The following is a 17,747-nucleotide window of genomic DNA, read 5'->3' on the forward strand; positions in this document are numbered from 1 at the left end:
TGCTACCGCACCTCCTCGTCGTTGTCCGGGACTCGTGCGGCCGGCATCGACAGCCGCTCCGACCGGTGCCGGCCGGTCCCGTTCAGCCGGGTCAGCCGCTCGCTCTGGCCGCGCAGTGCGATGTGCAGCCCGTCCCACAGCGTGCCGTCGGTCCGGTCCCGCGGATCGGGGTCGATCAGCACCACACCGAGCACCGGAATGCACTGGTCCGCGAGCTGCCGCGCCACAGTGTGCAGCCATGCGGCGCTGCCGTGCCCGGCCCGTACGACGAGCACGGTCCGAGTGCCGAGGTACCGCAGGTCGGTCCACGCGGTGCCGGGCGCGACCGAGCCGGCGCCGACGGCCGGCCCCTCAGCGCCCAGTGCCCTGGTCAGATCCGTGGCGAGCACGCTCGTGCTGCGCGCACAGCCCAGTTCCAGCAGCGATACCGGTTCCGCGGAGCCGCGCACGGTGCGGGCCAGGGTCGTGGTGAGGCGTTCGTGTGCCGCCCGGGTCCGCCGGCGCTGCCACCGCCCGCCCGACCGGCGGGGCAGCTCGGCGATGACCGAGGCGCCCAGGTTCGCCGCGATGTCCCGGCGCAGCACCGGGCGGTCCGCCACCACCGCGCCGACCGCGGCCAGCGCGAGTCCGAGGACGAGCCCGAGGACGAGCCCGATCGCGCCGTCGGTGGCGACGGCCTTGGGCAGGGAGTGCCGCACCGCGCGCGGGGCGTCCACGATCTGCGTGCCGGCGATGACCCGGGGCGTGCCGAGGTGCGCCTCCTCGGCGCGCTGGCCGTAGTCGGCGATCCGCGAAGTGAGCTCGGCCCGGCGGGCGAAGAGCGACTCGCTGCTCGCCGAGGCTTCCGGGTCGCGGTCCGGCGATCGGCCCCCGATCGCCTTGTTGACCTGGGCGAGCTCGTCCCGCATGCGGTCACGCTGATCGGTGAGGGCCTTGGCCTCGGCCTTTGCGGCTTCCCGCATCCGCTTCACATGGTCCGCGATGAAGGCATCGGCCAGCGCCTTGGCGCGGGCCACCGCTTCCGCGTCGCTGTCACCTGTCACATCGATCTGCAACAGGTTGTTGGTCAAGCCGGTGCCCAGGTAGTCCTCCATGAAGTCTGCTGGCTTCTCCGGGGAGTTGAGGGACCGCAGGGCCTTTTCGGCGATCCGTGAGGTCCCCAGCACCGCGACGTCGGTGCGCATCAGTGTTCCGGTGTCGTTCGGCTGGTCCTCCTTGTGCGCGACCAGCACCTTGGTCACCGCGGTCGGCGGTGGCGGCAGCAGGACCGCCACCGCCGCACCGACCAGCAGCCCCAGCAGCGCCAGGGAGCACCAGAGGCGGCGGCGTCTGCGCACGGCCGCCACCAGCGCCTGGAGGTCGAGCAGCGGAACGGCGGCCGACGGCTCGGAAGTCGTACTCGTCGTCACACCGAACCTCCCGTCGCGTGGCCGCGCACCGCGAGGGCCGGGGTGGTGTGGTCCGGAGAACCGCCGGCGGACCGCGTCGGACGGGCCAGTACCGGGCCGGCGACGACGATGCCGACGACCTCGTGCCGGCCGTCCGCGCACGCCTCGGCGAGGCCGGCGAGCTCCTCCGCGGTCCAGCTGCCCGCGCTGAGGACGATCAGGGCACCGGACTCGGTGTCACTGTCCGGCACGATGGGCCGGTCCACCGAGACCTCCACCACCCGCAGCAGCGGATTGCTTCCGGCCTCGGCGGCGAGCTGTCCGGCGGCCCGGAGGGCGGTCTCGTCGCCGTGCGGTACGACAACGAGCAGCCGCCGGGTGGCCGGCAGTTGGTTCCGGAGGCGAGCGCACACCCGCTGGTAGCGGATCCGCCTGCCCGCCTCGTCACCGGACCTCTGCGGCGTCGGTACGTCCCACCGGGTGTCGAGGCCGAGGAAGCGGCGGATCCGGGCCCTCGTGCCACGGCCCTCCGACCGGTGCGCGCGGCGTTCACCAGGTACGGCGACAGGCACATCGACAGACGCATCGACAGGTACGTCGACGGTGCCGAGGAGCGTCGAGCCCAGCGCCGCGGCGATCTCCGGTTCGGTACGCAGTCGGCGGTTCATCCGTACGGCGACGAGGTGGCCGACGACCGCGAGCAGGAAGAACAGCAGCGCCCCGGCGACGATGAGCTGCGGCCTCGTCGGCGGCGTCGCACCGGTCGGCCGGGGCGCCGGGCCCATGACGACCATGCCGGCCTTGTCGTTCGCCGGGTCGGCCTCGTCCAGCTTCGTCATGGCCTCTTCCAGGGAGGTGCGCAGCTTCTCGAGCGAGGTGCGGGCCTGCACGCCCTCCACGGTCCGCCCCGGGTCGGCGGCGTTGGCCAGGTCGGTGATGCGGCGGTTGGTCTCCACGACCTTCTTCCGCAGCGCCTCGGTCCCCGTGGCCGCGTCGGGGTCGGTGCCGCCGCCCGCGATCCGCGCGGCGAAGCCGACGAATTGCTGGGCCACCTGGTCGGAGAGCTGCTGCGCGCGCGCCGGGGTGTCGGCCGTACCCGAGATCGTGATGATGTTCCCGTCGGCGGCCTTGGCGGTCACCCGGTCCCGCAGTTCGAGGCCGCTGACGCCCTGCCAGCCGAGCTCGGCGGCCGCGAGGTCGACCACCGACGAGCTGGTCGCGATGTCCACCTGGGTCAGCAGCTCGCGCTCTTCCCACTGCCCCGGCAGCAGTACCGATGCCGACGCCGTGTACCGCGGCGGGAACACCACCGAGGTGCCGTAGCCGACGAGCGCGCCCACCACGGTGAGGACGGCGAGCAGCCGCCAGCGCCCGCGGAGCATCCGCCCGATCGTGACCAGGCGGATCGTGTCTTCGTTCAACGCCGTGCTCTCCGCCCCGCCCGAACCGTGCCGGCCGCCGACACCGAAGTGCGGTCCTGGCACGCAGCCGCGTAGGCGGCGAGCAGCGATGCCTGCGAGTTCCGCCAGGAGAGCGGCCCGCTGATCCGCTCCTGGCCGATCCTGCCCATCCGGTCCCGCCGCTCCGGATCGTCCAGCAGCAGCGCGATGAGCCGCGCGAATTCGGCCTCGTCGTTGGCGGGTGCGTAAACGGCGGCCTCGCCGGCGGAGACGCGTGCCTCCCGCAGGTCGAACGAGACGATCGGCCGGCCCATCGCCATGTACTCCAGGACCTTGTTCATGGTCGACACGTCGTTGAGCGGGTTGCGCGGGTCGGGGGAAAGGCACACGTCGGCGGTGGACAGGTAGCGCACCAGGTCGGCGTCCGGGATGCGCCCGGTGAACTGCACCTGCTCGGAGAGCCCGAGCCGCCGGGAGAGCGCCACCATGGCGTTGAAGGCGTCGCCGGCGCCGACGAACACCGCATGCCAGTCGGTCCGCCCGAGTTCGTCGCGCAGCTTCGCAAGTGCCCGCAAGGCGTAGTCGACGCCGTCCTGCGGGCCCATGACGCCGAGGTAGCACAGCAGATGAGGCTTGCCGCGCTTCAACTCCGGCTCGGGCGGCACTGGTTGGAAGCGGTCGACGGCGGGCGCGCTGCGCACCACGAAGACGTCCGCCGGCTTCTTGCCGCCACGGCGCAGCGCGACGTCACGGTAGCTCTCGTTCGTGGCGAGCACGATGTCCGCGGCACGGTAGGTCCGCCGTTCCAGCGCGCACACGGTGCGGTAGAGCAGGTCCTTGCCGCGGTCGAACCGGGAGAGGTACAGCTCGGGCACCAGGTCGTGCTGGTCGAAGACGAACCGCGCGCCCTGCCGCTTGAGCCACAGCGCGGGCAGGAACAGCAGGTCGGGCGGGTTGCAGGCGTGTACCACGTCGACCGGGCCGACTTTGCGGGCCAGCCGGAGCGTGTGCCACAACGCCGATCCGTACTCGCGCAGATAGCCGGCCGGCCCGCCGGTGGCCGCGCGCAACGGGTAGCGGTGGATCCGCACCCCGTCGATCACTGCCTCCGGCTCGGTGTCCCGCTTACTGCCCTGGGGGCAGATGACGTGTACCGTCCAGCCCGCGTCACGCAGTGTCGTGCACTCCTGCCACACCCGCCGGTCGAACGGCACCGACAGGTTCTCCACCAGGATCAGCGCGCGCCGGTCCGGCGCGTCGCCCCTGGTCGTGTTACCAAGCAAGGCCCATGTATCCCGGTTCGGTCCGGCGCGCCTCGGCGTCGGGAAGGCGGATGAGGTCGATCAGCACCGGGCCGTCGTCGCCGTGGGGCAGCGCCGACAGCACGGCCGGGTCCTTGGTGCCGACCAGGCACACCTCGGCGTGTTCGAGCACCTCCTCGACGGAGTCGGCGAGCAGCTGCGCGAGGTGCGGCAGCCGGGTCTCGATGTACTCGCGGTTCGCGCCGATCAGCCGGGAGAGGCTCACGTTGGCGTCGTGGATCCGCAGGTCGTAGCCCTTGCCGAAGAGCCGTTCCGCCAGCTCGACGAGCGGGCTCTCGCGGAGGTCGTCGGTGCCGGGTTTGAAGGACAGCCCGAACAGGCCCACCCGGCGCTTGCCGGTGCGCTCCACCATGTCCACCGCGCGCTGCAGATGGTCGGAGTTGGAGGGCAGTACGTGGGAGAGGATGGGCACCGAGACGTCGGCCCGGTGCGCCGCGTGGACCAGGCTGCGCAGGTCCTTGGGCAGGCAGGAGCCGCCGAAGGCGAAGCCGGGACGCAGGTAGGCGGGGCTGATGTTCAGCTTGCGGTCGGCCAGGAACACGTCGATCACCTGGTGCGAGTCCACCCCGAGGGCCTGGCACACCGCGCCCAGCTCGTTCGCGAAGCCGATCTTGAGGCCGTGGAACGCGTTGTCGGCGTACTTGATCGCCTCGGCCACCGGGACCGGCACCCGGAACACCTCGCCGGGCAGGCCGCCGTACAGCTTCGTCACCGCGTCGCCGCTCGCCGCGTCGAGTTCACCGATGACGGTCTTGGGCGGGTCGAAGAAGTCCCGCACGCTGGTGCCCTCGCGCAGGAACTCCGGGTTGACCGCGACCCCGAAGTCCACCCCGGCCGTGCCGCCGACGTTCTTCTCCAGGATCGGTACCAGCAGGTTCAGGCAGGTGCCCGGGAGCATGGTGGAGCGGAACACGACGGTGTGCCGCCCGCCCGGCCCGTTGCGCTCGGCCAGTGCCGCGCCGATCTGCTCGGTGACCCGCTCCAAGTACGTGGTGCACAGGCTGCCGTTGGGCTCCGAGGGCGTGCCCACGCAGATCAGCGACACGTCGCTGTGCATGATCGCCTCGCGGACGTCGCGGGTGGCGCGTAACGCTCCGGTCCGCACGACCTCGGCGGTGAGCTCGCCGATCCGCTCCTCGACCACGGGGGCCTTGCCGTCGTTGACCAGGTCGACCTTCACCTGGCTGACGTCCACCCCGATGACCTCGTGGCCCATGCCGGCCAGGCACGCCGCTGACACGCAGCCCACGTAGCCGAGCCCGAAGACGCTTACTCTCATGCCTCGTTCCTCCCCCAGGCAGGCCCCTGCGGCCTGCGACCCGTGCGTCGGCCGGAAACCGGCTCCCCGCGCATCAGTACGCCCCTTGCCCGTGGAGCACCGCACGCAGCGTCTTCCACAAGATCACCGTGTCCAGGGCGAGCGACCAGTCCTCCACGTACCGCAGGTCGAGGCGGACCGCCTCCTCCCACGGCAGGTCGCTGCGCCCGCTGATCTGCCACAGGCCGGTGAGCCCGGGCTTGACCAGCAGCCGCCGCCGGATGTCCGGGTCGTACGCGGCGCACTCCTCCGGTAACGGAGGCCGCGGGCCGACGAGCGACATCGATCCGGTGAGCACGTTGAACAGCTGCGGGAGTTCGTCGAGCGAGTACCGGCGGAGCACCCTTCCCACCCGGGTCACCCGCGGATCCCGGCGGAGCTTGAACAGCAGCCCCGCGCCCTCGTTGTGGCCGGCCAGCTCGGCACGTGCCCGATGAGCGCCGGTGACCATGGTGCGGAACTTGTAAATGGTGAACTCGCGGCCGTCCTTGCCGACCCTGCGCTGGCTGTACAACGCACCACCCCGGCTGTCCACCATCACGAGCAGTGCGACACCCACCATCAGCGGCGCGAACAGCATCAGCAGGACCGCCGCACCCACCCGGTCGACGACCTCTTTGACCGCGCGGCGCCCGCCGGTGAAGGTCGGCATGCTGACCCGCAGCAGTGGGATTCCGAGCACCGCGTCGACGTGCAGCCGCGGGCCGGCCACCTCCATCAGTACGGGTGCCACGACCATCTCGGCGTCGCTGCCTTCGAGGTTCCAGGCCAGCCGCTGCAGCCGGTCCGGTGACCAGTGCGGGTCCGGTGTGACCGCGACGACCCGGTAGCCGTCGTGGCGGACGTGCTTGGCGACGTCCTCCAGCCGGCCGACGACCGGCACTCCGTCCAGTTGGTCACCGTCGAGCCCGCGACCGTCCGTCGTGCACACCCCGTCCACCCGCCAGCCGAGGTGCGGGAACTTGCGGGTCCTGCTGATCAGGTCGCGCACGGTGTCCGGGCTCCCGGCAGCGAGCACCGGTCTCAGGCACAGCCCTTGGTTCCGCTGTCTGTGCAGCCGGAGCCGGAGCACGTACCGCTCGGTCATGGTGACGAGCGCGATGGCGGGGATCGCGACGAAGATCCAGAGCTTGATGTTGCGCGAGGTGAGGGCGATCCCGCCGAGCGCGAGTACGACGGTCGCGGTGAACAGTGAGCGTCCGAGCCGGCGGAATTCCTCGGCGCCCTGGCCGAGCACGGCCGGCGCCCACGACCGGCTCACCGCAAGCGCGCCCAGCACCAGCAGTTCGGTGCCGAAGGCGAGAATTCCCCACTTCTCATGCCAGTTGGCCGCGTCCCGGACGCCGAAGAAGTTGCCGATCGCCGCCACGACCAAGCCGGTGGCCACGGTGTCGCTGGTGATCACGGTACGGCGGTACCGCTGCTCCCAGTCGCTCACCGGCCGGCCGGCCGCCCCGTCCGTCAGACGCCCGCCCGCCGACGGAAAAGGGCCGACTAATCCCCCCTGCCGCACAGAAACCCCCCGGTTCCCATCCCCCGGGAGGCCCCCGCCTCCCGCGCCGCGCATGACATTCCGAATGTTCAGCACCGTTTGAGCAACCATCCGGGCAGCAGGGACCCGCATGCCCTGCCGACCACTCAAGATGCGCGGGAACCCGTCGGAACCCCGGGTGCTCCCCTCCCGCACCCAAGGCCCCCTCGCGGGCCCCGAGAATTGACCGTCCCCCCGTCCGGCGCCGCGGACACAGTTACCGACTGTCCGCGGCACCCGACCAATAAGTCACTATTTGTCGCTTCGTGTCACACCATGTGAAGCAACGTCAATCTAGACCATGGAAGCCCGCCTGAAGAGAGGGATGTGTGGAAATTGTGGTCAAGATTTGGAGACGGGTCGACTGATCGGTGACGGGCTGGTGACCGCCGTGGGTGCCCTGGTGACGGTGACATGCTTTGTGACCTGTGGTGACGGGCGTTCTCCGGGCGGCCGAAACGGCGTTGGCCCGCAGGTCGCATGAGCACAACGCGCAGGCGGGACACGGCTCAGACGGGCATCCGGCCCTTGCTTCACGCACGACCCGCGGTCGGCAGAAGGGATACCGGGGCGACACCTTGCGGCCCCGAGGGCAAGCAACGCTGATGGACAGGTGACGCAGGGCGCACGGCGCCTGCCCTATGCCGGTGCGCGCGTCGGGTTCCCGCCACCGCCCGCAGGACGTCGACCAGCGCGGCCACCGTGGGCCGGCATGCGGCGGAGGAGCGGAACACCACGACGATGTGGCGCTCGATCCGCTCGCGCAGCCGCACCACGTCGAAGCGCGAGGCACGGAGCCGGAGCATCAGGTCCGTCACGACACTCACCCCGATACCCGCCTCGACCAGGGCCAACGTGGCCGCGGTGTCCGTCACCTCGTGCCGTACATCGGGCTCGATACCCGCGCGGCGACAGGCCGTGCGCACGGCCCGGCCGTAGTAGCTCTCGGCCGACGGCCGGATCCACCCCAGGTCCCGGGTGTCGGTCAGGGAGACCTCGGCGCGGCCGTCCATCGACCCTGCGGGCACCGAGAGGGAGAACCGCTCCCGGTACAAGCGCAGCATCCGCAGCGCGGGATCGCGGCGGATGGGCACATCCGGGTAGTCCAGGCCGAGCGCCAGGTCCACGCTCCCGGAGGCGACGGCGTCGTACACCTCGTCCACGTCCATGTCGCGGCTGTGCACGGTCAGTTCGGGATGGGCCATACGTACCCGCTGCAGGGCCAGCGGCAGGATTTCAGCCGCCGCGGTGGCGAACAGGCCGACCCGCAGCACCCCGGAGACCTCGTTGCGGCTGCGTTCCAGCGCCTCGACGGCCTCGGCCTCCGTGGACAGGATCCGCTCGGCGTGCCGGGCCAGTGTCAGTCCGGCGTCGGTCAGCCCTGACAGGTCGGGCACACAAACTGTTCATGGACGTCAACGGCCCGTGTACTGCACGATGTCGGCCAGACAGCTGATCAGCACTCTTCGTCCTGCACTGAGCCACACACGAGCCATGCACGGAAGGGATCGGCGCCTTGTCCACCTTCTCCTCCTCATCCGCCCGCAGCACCGTTCCGCCCACCGCCGACGTCGTGATCATCGGCGGCGGTGTGATGGGTACCAGCACCGCTTTCCATCTGGCCGAAGCCGGCGTGCGCAACATCGTCGTGGTCGAACGCGGCGACCTGGGCAGCGGAAGCTCGGGCAAGCCCATCGGCGGCGTACGCGCCCACTTCTCCGACCCGCTCAACATCGAACTCGGCAGCCGGAGCCTGCGCGCCTACCAGGACTTCCCGCACCGCCCGGGCGCCGACATCCGCCTCGACACCGTCGGCTACCTCTTCCTCCTCACCACCGACGAACAGGCCGCCGGCTTCGAGGAGAGCGTCCGGACGCAGAACGCTCTCGGCGTCCCCAGCCGCATGGTCACACCCGAAGAGGCCAGCGGGCTCTGTCCGTACGTCACCACCGAAGGGCTGGTGGCCGCCGTCTTCTCCCCCACCGACGGCCATGCCCGCCCGGGCCTGGTGGTGCGGGGCTACGCCGACGCCGCGGCCCGGAGCGGCGTCACCTTCGCCACGCACACCGCGGTGACCGGCATCGACACGGCCGGCGACCGGGTCACGGCCGTGCACACCGACCGGGGCACGATCGCCTGCTCCGCCGTCATCTGCGCGGCCGGCGCCTGGTCGGGGCAGATCGGCGACATGGCGGGCGTCGACCTGCCGGTACGTCCGGTCCGCCGCCAACTGGCGTTCACCGAGCCGCTGATGCCCCCGGCACCGCGCATACCGTTCACCATCGACTTCTCCTCGTCCGCCTACTTCCACAACAGCGACGACGGCCTGCTGTTCGGCCTCGCCGACCCCGACCAGCCGGAGGGCTTTGACACCACCTGGACACCGGAGTGGCTCGCACTCTTCCGGGACGTCGTACGGGACCGTGCCCCCGCGCTCGCCGACATGAAGACGGTCGACGGCTGGGCCGGACTGTACGAGAACACCCCTGACCACAACGCGCTGATCGGGCGCTCCAGCGAGCTCCACAACTTCCTGTACGCCACCGGGTTCTCCGGCCACGGCTTCTTGCAGGCCCCCGCCGTCGGCGAGATCGTGCGCGACCTGTACCTGGACCGCACACCGTTCGTCGACATCTCCCCCCTCAGCGCCGACCGCTTCCGGTCCGGGGCCGAGATCCGCCCCGAAGCCCATGTGGTGTGAACCCGTCCAGTGGTGTGAACCCGACCGACCGAAAGGCAGCCCTCTCGATGATCAGCCAGTGGCAGCTGCGCGCCGCCTTCGCCGCCCGCCTCTCGGACATGTACGGACGGGAGGTGCCCGCCTACACCACACTCGTGGACGTCTCCCGCGAGGTCAACGAGGACGTGCTGCGCACACAGGGCGCCGACGCCGAACGGCTCGGCTCCATCGGCCGGGTGACCGCGGAGCGGCACGGCGCCATCCGCGTCGGCACCCCCGGCGAGATGCGACAAGTCGCCCGCATCTTCGGCGCGTTGGGCATGCACCCGGTCGGCTTCTACGATCTGCGCGAGGCCGCGGCCAGCGCGGTGCCCGTCGTGTCGACCGCGTTCCGCCCCGTCGACGGCGAGGAGCTGGCCCGCAACCCCTTCCGCGTCTTCACCTCGATGCTCACCCCCGCCGACCCCCGGTTCTTCGACGCCGACCTGCGCTCGCGCCTGGAGACGTTCCTCGCGGGCCGCGAGCTGTTCCCGCCGGAACTGCTCACCCTGGCCGACCGGGCCGAGGCGGCGAAGGAACTCCCGGACGCCGAGGCCGAGCGCTTCCTCCAGCTCGCCGTGCGCGCCTTCGAGCTGTCCACCGAGCCGATCGACAAGAGCTGGTACGAGACGCTGGAGAAGGTCTCCGCCGTCGCCGCCGACATCGGCGGCGTACGCAGCACCCACATCAACCACCTCACCCCGCGCGTCCTGGACATCGACGAGCTGTACCGGCGGATGACCGCGCGCGGCATCGAGATGATCGACACGATTCAGGGCCCGCCGGCCTGGCACGGCCCTGACGTCCTGCTGCGCCAGACGTCCTTCCGGGCGCTGGCCGAGCCCCGGGCCATGCGCGCGCCGGACGGCAGCGTGCAGAGCGGCGCGCTGCGGGTGCGGTTCGGCGAGGTGGAGGCCCGCGGCATCGCGCTCACCCGCGACGGCCGGGCCCGCTACGACCGCCTGCTCGGCCTCATCGACGAGCAGCTGACCCGCGATCCCGGCGCGGACCGGGCCGAAATCGCCCGCGCGCTGTGGGCCGAGCACCTCCCCGACACCGAGCAGGCGCTCGCCGCGCAGGGCCTGGCGTACTTCACCTACCGGGTCTCCCCCGGCCGTCCGCGCGACGGCAGCCGCCCGCCCGCCACCGTCGGAGAGCTGCTCGCACAGGGCTGGGTCGAGGCCGCACCCCTCGTCTACGAGGACTTCCTGCCGCGCTCGGCGGCCGGCATCTTCCAGTCCAACCTCAGCGGAGAGGGCTCCAGGGACGACGCGCAGGCAGCCACCGCGTACGACAGCGACTGGCTCTCCGGCGCCATCGGCCGGGAGGTCCTGGACCCCTTCGCCCTGTACGAGCGGCAGCAGAACCACTCCCTCGCCCAGATCGCCCAGGAGCTGGAACTCGACGACACGCTCGGCCGACGACCCCTCAACTCCCGTACCCAGTAAGGAACATCATGACCACTCCCACCGCCGCCACCCTCCCCGCCACCGAAGACCTGCGTGAGCGCGCCCACCACTGCCGCGGCCACCGAGGAAGCCATCGCGGCGGCCCGTACGGCCTTCCTCTCCTGGCGCGCCACACCGGCCCCGCGCCGCGGTGAACTCGTCCGCCGCCTGGGCGAGTTGCTGCGCGCGCACAAGAGTGACCTGGCCGACCTCATCACCATCGAGGCGGGCAAGGTCCGCTCGGAGGCGCTGGGCGAGGTCCAGGAGATGGTCGACATCTGCGACTTGCAGGACCCTGTGATTCCCCCGGCCGGCTCCCATCGCACACGTGCAGGACCGTAGCGATCGCCCCGGCCGGCTCCCTATCCTGAGGCGGCTGACGCGACGGTGCGGTGGGCCAGGAGGTGGTGCTGATGCGCGGCGCCGTCCCACCGGGCCGGAACCTCCCGACCCACGCCCGGGACCTGGTCCGGATGCACGAGGCGGTCATGGCGGGCACCCGCCCGCCGGTGTCTCCGCGCGACATCGTCTCCCATTCCTGGTCGCGCATGCGGCAGCTCGGGCTGATCGCGGACCGCGTCAACAAGCGCGACTTCTTCGCGGCGGACGAGGTCGCGCGCCGACGGTACGACTCACCGTTGCGCGACGTCGTCGACCGCATCGCCGACATGTTCAACGCCACCTCGGACGCGGCGACCATGATGCTCGTGGTGACCGACGCCGACGGCGCCGTCCTGTGGCGCGCCGGCGCTTCCGCCGTCCGCCGCCGGGCCGACGCACTCGGATTCACCGAGGGCGCGGACTGGACGGAGGCGAAGGTCGGTACGAACGCGATCGGCACCGCGCTGGCCGAGGCCGCGCCCGTCGAGCTCCTCGCCGGCGAACACTACGAGCAGGGCCAGCACCCTTGGTACTGCAGTGCCGCCCCGATCCACGACCCGCGTACCGGTGAGATGCTCGGCGTCATCGACGTCAGCGGCCCGGCGCTGTCCCTGCACCCCGCGGTCGGCATGCTGGTCGAGGCAGCGACGCGGCTGGCCGAGGCGGAGCTGTGGCGCTCGCACCAGAAGCGGCTGGACGCACTGCGGCAGCTGGCCGAACCACTGCTGGCCGGGGGTACGGGCCCGGCCCTGGTCGTGGACGACAACGGCTGGGTCGCGCACCGCGCGGGCGTCGCCGTGGGCGACCGGATCGCCGCGCCGCGGGCGGGCCGGGCCATCGCCGTGCCCGGCCTCGGCGCCTGGCTGCCGGAGCGGCCGGCCAACGGCTGGCTCGTCCGCCCGGCGGGCCGCGGCCGCACCGTACTGCTCGACCTCGACCTGTCCGGGGCACCGGTGCTGCGAGCGAGCTGCGGCGAGACCAGCTGGTGCCGGAGCATCACCAGGCGCCACGCCGAGATCCTGTCCCTGCTGCACTCAGCCGGCCCGGCCGGCCTGACCGCGGCCGCACTGAGCCGCTCCCTCTTCGGCGACCCCGACCACCTCGTCACCGCACGGGCGGAGGTGAGCCGCCTCCGCCGCCTCCTCGGAGCCATCGTGGGCACCCGCCCCTACCGCCTCGCCGAGGGCGTACGGCTCACGATTCACCCCGGACGGTAACGGACGATCCCCGCGCCCCGACCGGCCTGCCGGGCTGGGAACCGGGTACCGGCCTCGCCCGAGATGTGTGACCTGCGGCTCCTCGTCCCCTCCCGCGCCGGGAAGCCAAGTCTTGACACCTCTTGACACCGCCGACGCACAGCCCGCAGGATCACCCCCATGGACCTGTCAGACAGCCAGACAGGTGGCCGGATGCCGCGGCGCGTCAGCGCGATGGAAGCGGTGCTCGCCCACCTCCGCGGCGCCATCGAGCGCGGCGACTACGCCATCGGCGACAAGCTCCCCTCCGAAGCGGAGCTGTGCCGCACTCTGGAGGTCAGCCGGCCCGTGCTGCGCGAGGCCCTCCGGGCCCTGCAGACCATGGGCCTGACCGTCTCCAGGACCGGCCGGGGCACCTTCGTGGTCGCGACCACCGTCGAGGACCCCACCTTCGGCGACTACGCGGCCAGCGACCTGCTGGAGGTACGCCGCCACATCGAGATTCCGGTGGCCCGGTACGCGGCACTGCGCCGCACCCCGGAAAACCTGGACCACCTGTCCCACCTCCTCGACCGGATGGAGCGGGAGACGGACACCACCGCGTGGGTCGCGATGGACAGCCTCTTCCACCTCGCCGTGGCCGAGGCGGCTCAGAACCCGGTCTTCCGCCGGGTCATCGAGGAGATCCGCGACGCACTGGCGCGTCAGTCGGCGTTCCTCAACGAGCTGGGCGGCCGGCGCGAGCGGTCCAACCAGGAGCACCGGGCGATCGTCGAGGCGCTGATCGACGGTTCCGAGCACGACGCGGAGGCGGCCATGTCCCACCATCTCGACCGCGTCGACACCACCCTCACCGACATCGTGCGCCCCACACGTACGGACATACCTACGGAAGGCAGATCCGAGGCGTGAGCGAACAGCATCTCAAAGACGAGACGCGCCCCTCGTCCGGCCACATCGACGCCGGAGACGCGGGTTACAGCAAGTCCCTGAAGTCCCGGCACGTCAACATGATCGCCATCGGCGGTGCCATCGGCACCGGCCTCTTCCTCGGCGCCGGCGGCCGGCTCGCCGACGCAGGACCGTCCCTCTTCATCGCGTACGCCGTCTGCGGCCTGTTCGCCTTCCTCGTCGTACGGGCCCTCGGCGAACTGGTCCTGTACCGCCCCTCCTCCGGCGCCTTCGTGTCCTACGCCCGGGAGTTCATGGGCGAGAAGGGCGCGTACACCGCGGGCTGGATGTACTTCCTCAACTGGGCGACCACCGGCATCGCCGACATCACCGCCGTGGCCACCTACACCCACTACTGGGGCATGTTCTCCGACATCCCGCAGTGGGTGATCGCCCTCATCGCCCTGGCCGTGGTCCTCACCGTGAACCTCATCTCGGTGCGGATCTTCGGCGAACTGGAGTTCTGGTTCGCCATCATCAAGGTCAGCGCACTGGTGATCTTCATGTGTATCGGCATCTTCCTGCTGGTCACCCAGCAGCCGGTCGACGGCACCACGCCCGGCCCGTCCCTGATCACCGACCACGGCGGCATCTTCCCCGGCGGCCTGCTGCCCATGCTGCTGATCATCCAGGGCGTCGTCTTCGCGTACGCCTCCGTCGAGCTGGTCGGCGTCGCGGCCGGGGAGACCCAGAACCCCGAGAAGATCATGCCGAAGGCGATCAACTCGATCATGTGGCGGGTGGGCCTCTTCTACGTCGGCTCGGTCGTCCTGCTGTCGATGCTGCTGCCCTGGACCGCGTACAGCGCCGACGAGAGTCCCTTCGTGACCGTGCTGTCCCGCATCGGCGTCCCGGCGGCCGGCGGCGTGATGAACCTCGTCGTGCTCACCGCGGCCATGTCCTCGCTCAACTCCGGCCTGTACTCCACCGGGCGCATCCTGCGCTCCATGGCCGTCAGCGGCTCGGCGCCGCGGTTCACCGCCCGGATGAGCCGCAGCCAGGTGCCGTACGGCGGCATCCTGCTCACCAGCGGCATCTGCGTCCTCGGCGTCGGCCTCAACTACGTGGTCCCCGCCGACGCGTTCGAGATCGTGCTCAACTTCGCGGCGATCGGCATCCTCGCCACCTGGGGCATGATCATGGTCTGTCATCTGCTCTTCTGGCAGAAGACCCAGAAGGGCGAGCTGACCCGCCCCGGCTTCCGGCTGCCGGGCTCCCCCTGGACCGAACTCGTGACGCTGGCCTTCCTCGCCTCCGTCCTGGTCCTCATGTACGCCGACGGCGGCGCCGGCCGCACCACCGTGCTGTGCCTGCCGCTGATCATCGCAGCCCTGGTCGCGGGCTGGTACGGCATCCGCGGCCGTATCGGGCGCACCTCCACCGGGACCGACGCGTGACCCGCGTACCGGTCCACGACGGCCCACCGGCCACGACGACCCACCACTGGTCGAGAGAGAAACAGATGCACCACCCGCAGAATCGTTCCCTCGCCGACGCGTCCGGCACGGACGCACGGTCCCTCGCGGCGGCACCCGCCCTCCGCGAACCCCGCCACGCCCCCGTCGCCCATGTCATACGTGGCGGAATGATCGAGGGCGTTCACTACGGCTCCGTCGCCGTACTCGGCCCCGACGGCGAGATCCGCTTCCACCTCGGCGACATCGAAACCGCGTGCTACCCGCGCTCGGCGCTCAAGCCCCTCCAGGCCGTCGCCATGGTGCGGGCCGGGCTCCCGCTCGACGGCGAACTGCTCTCCCTCGCCGCGGCCAGCCACTCCGGCGAGGAACGCCACCTCGCCGGAGCCCGGCGGATCCTCGATCTCGCCGGCTTCACCGAGGACGACCTGCGCAACGTCCCGGACCTGCCGTACGCCCCGGCCGTCCGCGACGTCTGGGTCCGCGAGCACCGCCCGGCCTCCCGGCTCGCCCAGAACTGCTCCGGCAAGCACGCCGCGATGCTCTACACCTGCCTGCTCAACGGCTGGCCGCCGGCGAACTACCTCGCTCCCGACCATCCGCTCCAGACGGCGATCGCCGAGACCGTCGAGGAACTCACAGGGCAGCGGATCGCGCAGGTCACCGTCGACGGCTGCGGCGCCCCGCTGTTCGCCGTCTCCCTGCACGGCCTCGCCCGCGCCGCCGCCCGCATCGCCACCGCCGCACCCGGCACCCCCGAGGCACGCGTGGCGGACGCCATGCGCGAGTACCCCGAGATGGCCTCCGGCGCCGGACGGGACGTCGCCGCGCTGATGCGCGCGGTTCCCGGACTGCTGGCCAAGGACGGCTTCGAGGGCGTACAGGTCGCCGCGCTGCCGGACGGCAGCGCCATCGCCGTGAAGATCGCCGACGGGGCGAACCGGGCGCGCATACCCGTCGCCGCTGCCGCCCTGGCACGCGCGGGCGTCGATCCGGAACTCCTCACCGCGTTCGCCGGGGAGCCGATGCTGGGCGGCGGCCGGCCGGTCGGCAGCGTACGACCGGTCTCCGCGCTGCTCCCCCGGGCCGTCGCCACCCCCGCGTAACCCTGACCCGACGCAGGTCAGCGCCTGGCTCGGCCCACCTCACGTACCTGACCCACCCTCACGTACCTGACCCACCCCCTCACGTACCTGACCCACCTACCTCGAAGAAGAGGGCCCGCACACCCATGACCGCCGCCACCCGCAGCGAACACGACCTGCTCGGAGACCGCGAGATACCCGCCGACGCGTACTGGGGCGTCCACACCCTGCGCGCCACGGAGAACTTCCCCATCACGGGCACCCCGATCTCCGCCTACGCGCACCTGATCGACGCCCTGGCCACCGTCAAGGAGGCCGCCGCCCTCGCCAACGAGGAACTCGGCCTGCTGGAGCCCCGGAAGGCGGCCGCGATCGTTGCCGCCTGCCGTGAGATCCGCGACGGCAAGCTGCACGACCAGTTCGTCGTCGACGTCATCCAGGGCGGCGCCGGCACCTCGACGAACATGAACGCCAACGAAGTCGTCGCCAACCGTGCGCTGGAGCTGATGGGGTTCGCCAAGGGGCAGTACCAGCACCTGCACCCCAACGAGCACGTCAACCTCGGCCAGTCCACCAACGACGTCTACCCGACCGCCGTCAAGATCGCGACGGTGTTCGCGGTGCGCGGTCTGCTCAAGGCGATGGCCGTCCTCCAGGACGCCTTCGCCGCCAAGGCCGTCGAGTTCCGCGACGTACTGAAGATGGGCCGTACTCAGCTCCAGGACGCGGTGCCGATGACCCTCGGGCAGGAGTTCTCGGCGTACGCCGTGATGCTCGACGAGGACCGCAGCCGGCTCGCCGAGGCCGTCGAGCTGATCCACGAGATCAACCTCGGCGCCACCGCGATCGGCACCGGCCTCAACGCTCACGCCGGGTACGCGGAGGCGGCCCGCCGCCACCTCGCCGACATCACCGGCCTGCCCCTCGTCACCGCCGCCAACCTGGTCGAGGCGACTCAGGACTGCGGTGCGTTCGTGCAGATGTCGGGCGTGCTCAAGCGCATCGCCGTCAAGCTCTCCAAGAGCTGCAACGACCTGCGCCTGCTCTCCTCCGGCCCGCGTGCGGGACTCGCGGAGATCAACCTGCCGCCGGTACAGGCCGGTTCCAGCATCATGCCCGGCAAGGTCAACCCGGTGATCCCCGAGGTCGTCAACCAGGTCGCCTTCGAGGTGATCGGCAACGACGTCACCATCACCATGGCCGCCGAGGCAGGACAGCTCCAGCTCAACGCCTTCGAGCCGATCATCCTGCACTCCCTCTCGGAGTCCATCACGCACCTGCGCGCCGCCTGCCTCACCCTCGCCGAACGCTGCGTTGCGGGCATCACCGCCAACACGGAGCAGCTGCGCGCGACCGTCGAGAACTCCATCGGCCTGGTGACCGCCCTCAACCCGCACATCGGCTACACGGCCGCCACCGACATCGCCAAGGAGGCCCTCGCCAGCGGCCGCGGCGTCGCCGAACTCGTCCTGGAGAGGGGCCTGCTCCCGGCCGAAAAGCTCGCCGCCCTGCTGCGCCCGGAAGTCCTCGCGGGCAACGGCGCGCCTTCGGCCTGATGCGGGACCGGACGAGGATTGTCGGCGCTCGTGTCCG

The 17,747-nt window shown here is 71.3% G+C and carries 13 protein-coding genes and 1 pseudogene; 8 read left to right on the forward strand and 6 right to left on the reverse strand.

Annotation, left to right across the window (positions count from 1 at the left end; genetic code table 11):
* Nucleotides 1-2: 2 nt before the first annotated feature.
* From ACIGXO_RS02695 to ACIGXO_RS02720, 6 genes are all read right to left on the reverse strand, one after another.
* Nucleotides 3-1,409, reverse strand: a complete 1,407-nt coding sequence (locus ACIGXO_RS02695) for a Wzz/FepE/Etk N-terminal domain-containing protein (protein ID WP_399779286.1) — start codon at nucleotides 1,407-1,409, stop codon at nucleotides 3-5.
* Nucleotides 1,406-2,809, reverse strand: a complete 1,404-nt coding sequence (locus ACIGXO_RS02700; RefSeq protein WP_399779288.1) for a Wzz/FepE/Etk N-terminal domain-containing protein — start codon at nucleotides 2,807-2,809, stop codon at nucleotides 1,406-1,408. The genes ACIGXO_RS02695 and ACIGXO_RS02700 overlap by 4 nt, the downstream gene beginning before the upstream one ends.
* The gene (locus ACIGXO_RS02705; RefSeq protein ID WP_399779290.1) at nucleotides 2,806-4,071 is read right to left on the reverse strand and encodes a glycosyltransferase family 4 protein; all 1,266 of its coding nucleotides are present in this window, start codon (nucleotides 4,069-4,071) and stop codon (nucleotides 2,806-2,808) included. The genes ACIGXO_RS02700 and ACIGXO_RS02705 overlap by 4 nt, the downstream gene beginning before the upstream one ends.
* Complete coding sequence (locus ACIGXO_RS02710; protein ID WP_399779292.1) at nucleotides 4,061-5,389, reverse strand: nucleotide sugar dehydrogenase; 1,329 nt, start codon at nucleotides 5,387-5,389, stop codon at nucleotides 4,061-4,063. The genes ACIGXO_RS02705 and ACIGXO_RS02710 overlap by 11 nt, the downstream gene beginning before the upstream one ends.
* 73 nt (nucleotides 5,390-5,462) lie before the next feature.
* Nucleotides 5,463-6,941, reverse strand: a complete 1,479-nt coding sequence (locus ACIGXO_RS02715) for a sugar transferase (RefSeq protein WP_399779294.1) — start codon at nucleotides 6,939-6,941, stop codon at nucleotides 5,463-5,465.
* 551 nt (nucleotides 6,942-7,492) lie between these two features.
* Entirely contained in the window at nucleotides 7,493-8,356 is an 864-nt protein-coding gene (locus tag ACIGXO_RS02720; protein WP_399779295.1) for a LysR substrate-binding domain-containing protein, read from the reverse strand.
* 119 nt (nucleotides 8,357-8,475) lie between these two features.
* Between ACIGXO_RS02720 and ACIGXO_RS02725 the strand changes: the two genes are divergently transcribed.
* The 8 genes and pseudogenes from ACIGXO_RS02725 to aspA all read left to right on the forward strand — a co-directional run bounded on the left by ACIGXO_RS02725 (nucleotide 8,476) and on the right by aspA (nucleotide 17,710).
* Entirely contained in the window at nucleotides 8,476-9,660 is a 1,185-nt protein-coding gene (locus ACIGXO_RS02725; RefSeq protein WP_399779297.1) for an NAD(P)/FAD-dependent oxidoreductase, read from the forward strand.
* Between the two features lie 47 nt (nucleotides 9,661-9,707).
* Complete coding sequence (locus ACIGXO_RS02730) at nucleotides 9,708-11,126, forward strand: 2-oxoadipate dioxygenase/decarboxylase family protein (RefSeq protein WP_399779299.1); 1,419 nt, start codon at nucleotides 9,708-9,710, stop codon at nucleotides 11,124-11,126.
* A 69-nt stretch (nucleotides 11,127-11,195) separates the two neighbouring features.
* Nucleotides 11,196-11,411: pseudogene (locus ACIGXO_RS02735) on the forward strand (aldehyde dehydrogenase family protein); the annotation flags it as partial.
* A gap of 128 nt (nucleotides 11,412-11,539) precedes the next feature.
* Nucleotides 11,540-12,724 (forward strand): GAF domain-containing protein, encoded by a 1,185-nt coding sequence (locus ACIGXO_RS02740; RefSeq protein ID WP_399779301.1) that lies wholly within the window; start codon nucleotides 11,540-11,542, stop codon nucleotides 12,722-12,724.
* A 213-nt stretch (nucleotides 12,725-12,937) separates the two neighbouring features.
* Nucleotides 12,938-13,615 carry a FadR/GntR family transcriptional regulator gene (locus ACIGXO_RS02745; protein WP_399779971.1) on the forward strand — a complete coding sequence of 226 codons (678 nt, stop codon included), beginning with the start codon at nucleotides 12,938-12,940 and terminating at the stop codon, nucleotides 13,613-13,615.
* Nucleotides 13,612-15,051 carry an amino acid permease gene (locus ACIGXO_RS02750; protein ID WP_399779303.1) on the forward strand — a complete coding sequence of 480 codons (1,440 nt, stop codon included), beginning with the start codon at nucleotides 13,612-13,614 and terminating at the stop codon, nucleotides 15,049-15,051. Before ACIGXO_RS02745 ends, ACIGXO_RS02750 begins: the two co-directional genes overlap by 4 nt.
* Nucleotides 15,052-15,116: 65 nt before the next feature.
* Nucleotides 15,117-16,175 (forward strand): asparaginase, encoded by a 1,059-nt coding sequence (locus ACIGXO_RS02755; protein WP_399779973.1) that lies wholly within the window; start codon nucleotides 15,117-15,119, stop codon nucleotides 16,173-16,175.
* A gap of 125 nt (nucleotides 16,176-16,300) precedes the next feature.
* Nucleotides 16,301-17,710: an aspartate ammonia-lyase gene (gene aspA, locus ACIGXO_RS02760; protein WP_399779305.1), complete on the forward strand. Its 1,410-nt coding sequence runs from the start codon at nucleotides 16,301-16,303 to the stop codon at nucleotides 17,708-17,710.
* Nucleotides 17,711-17,747 lie beyond the last annotated feature (37 nt).

The organism is Streptomyces sp. NPDC053542, from assembly GCF_044544685.1.
In the GTDB taxonomy this organism is placed as follows: Bacteria; Actinomycetota; Actinomycetes; order Streptomycetales; family Streptomycetaceae; genus Streptomyces.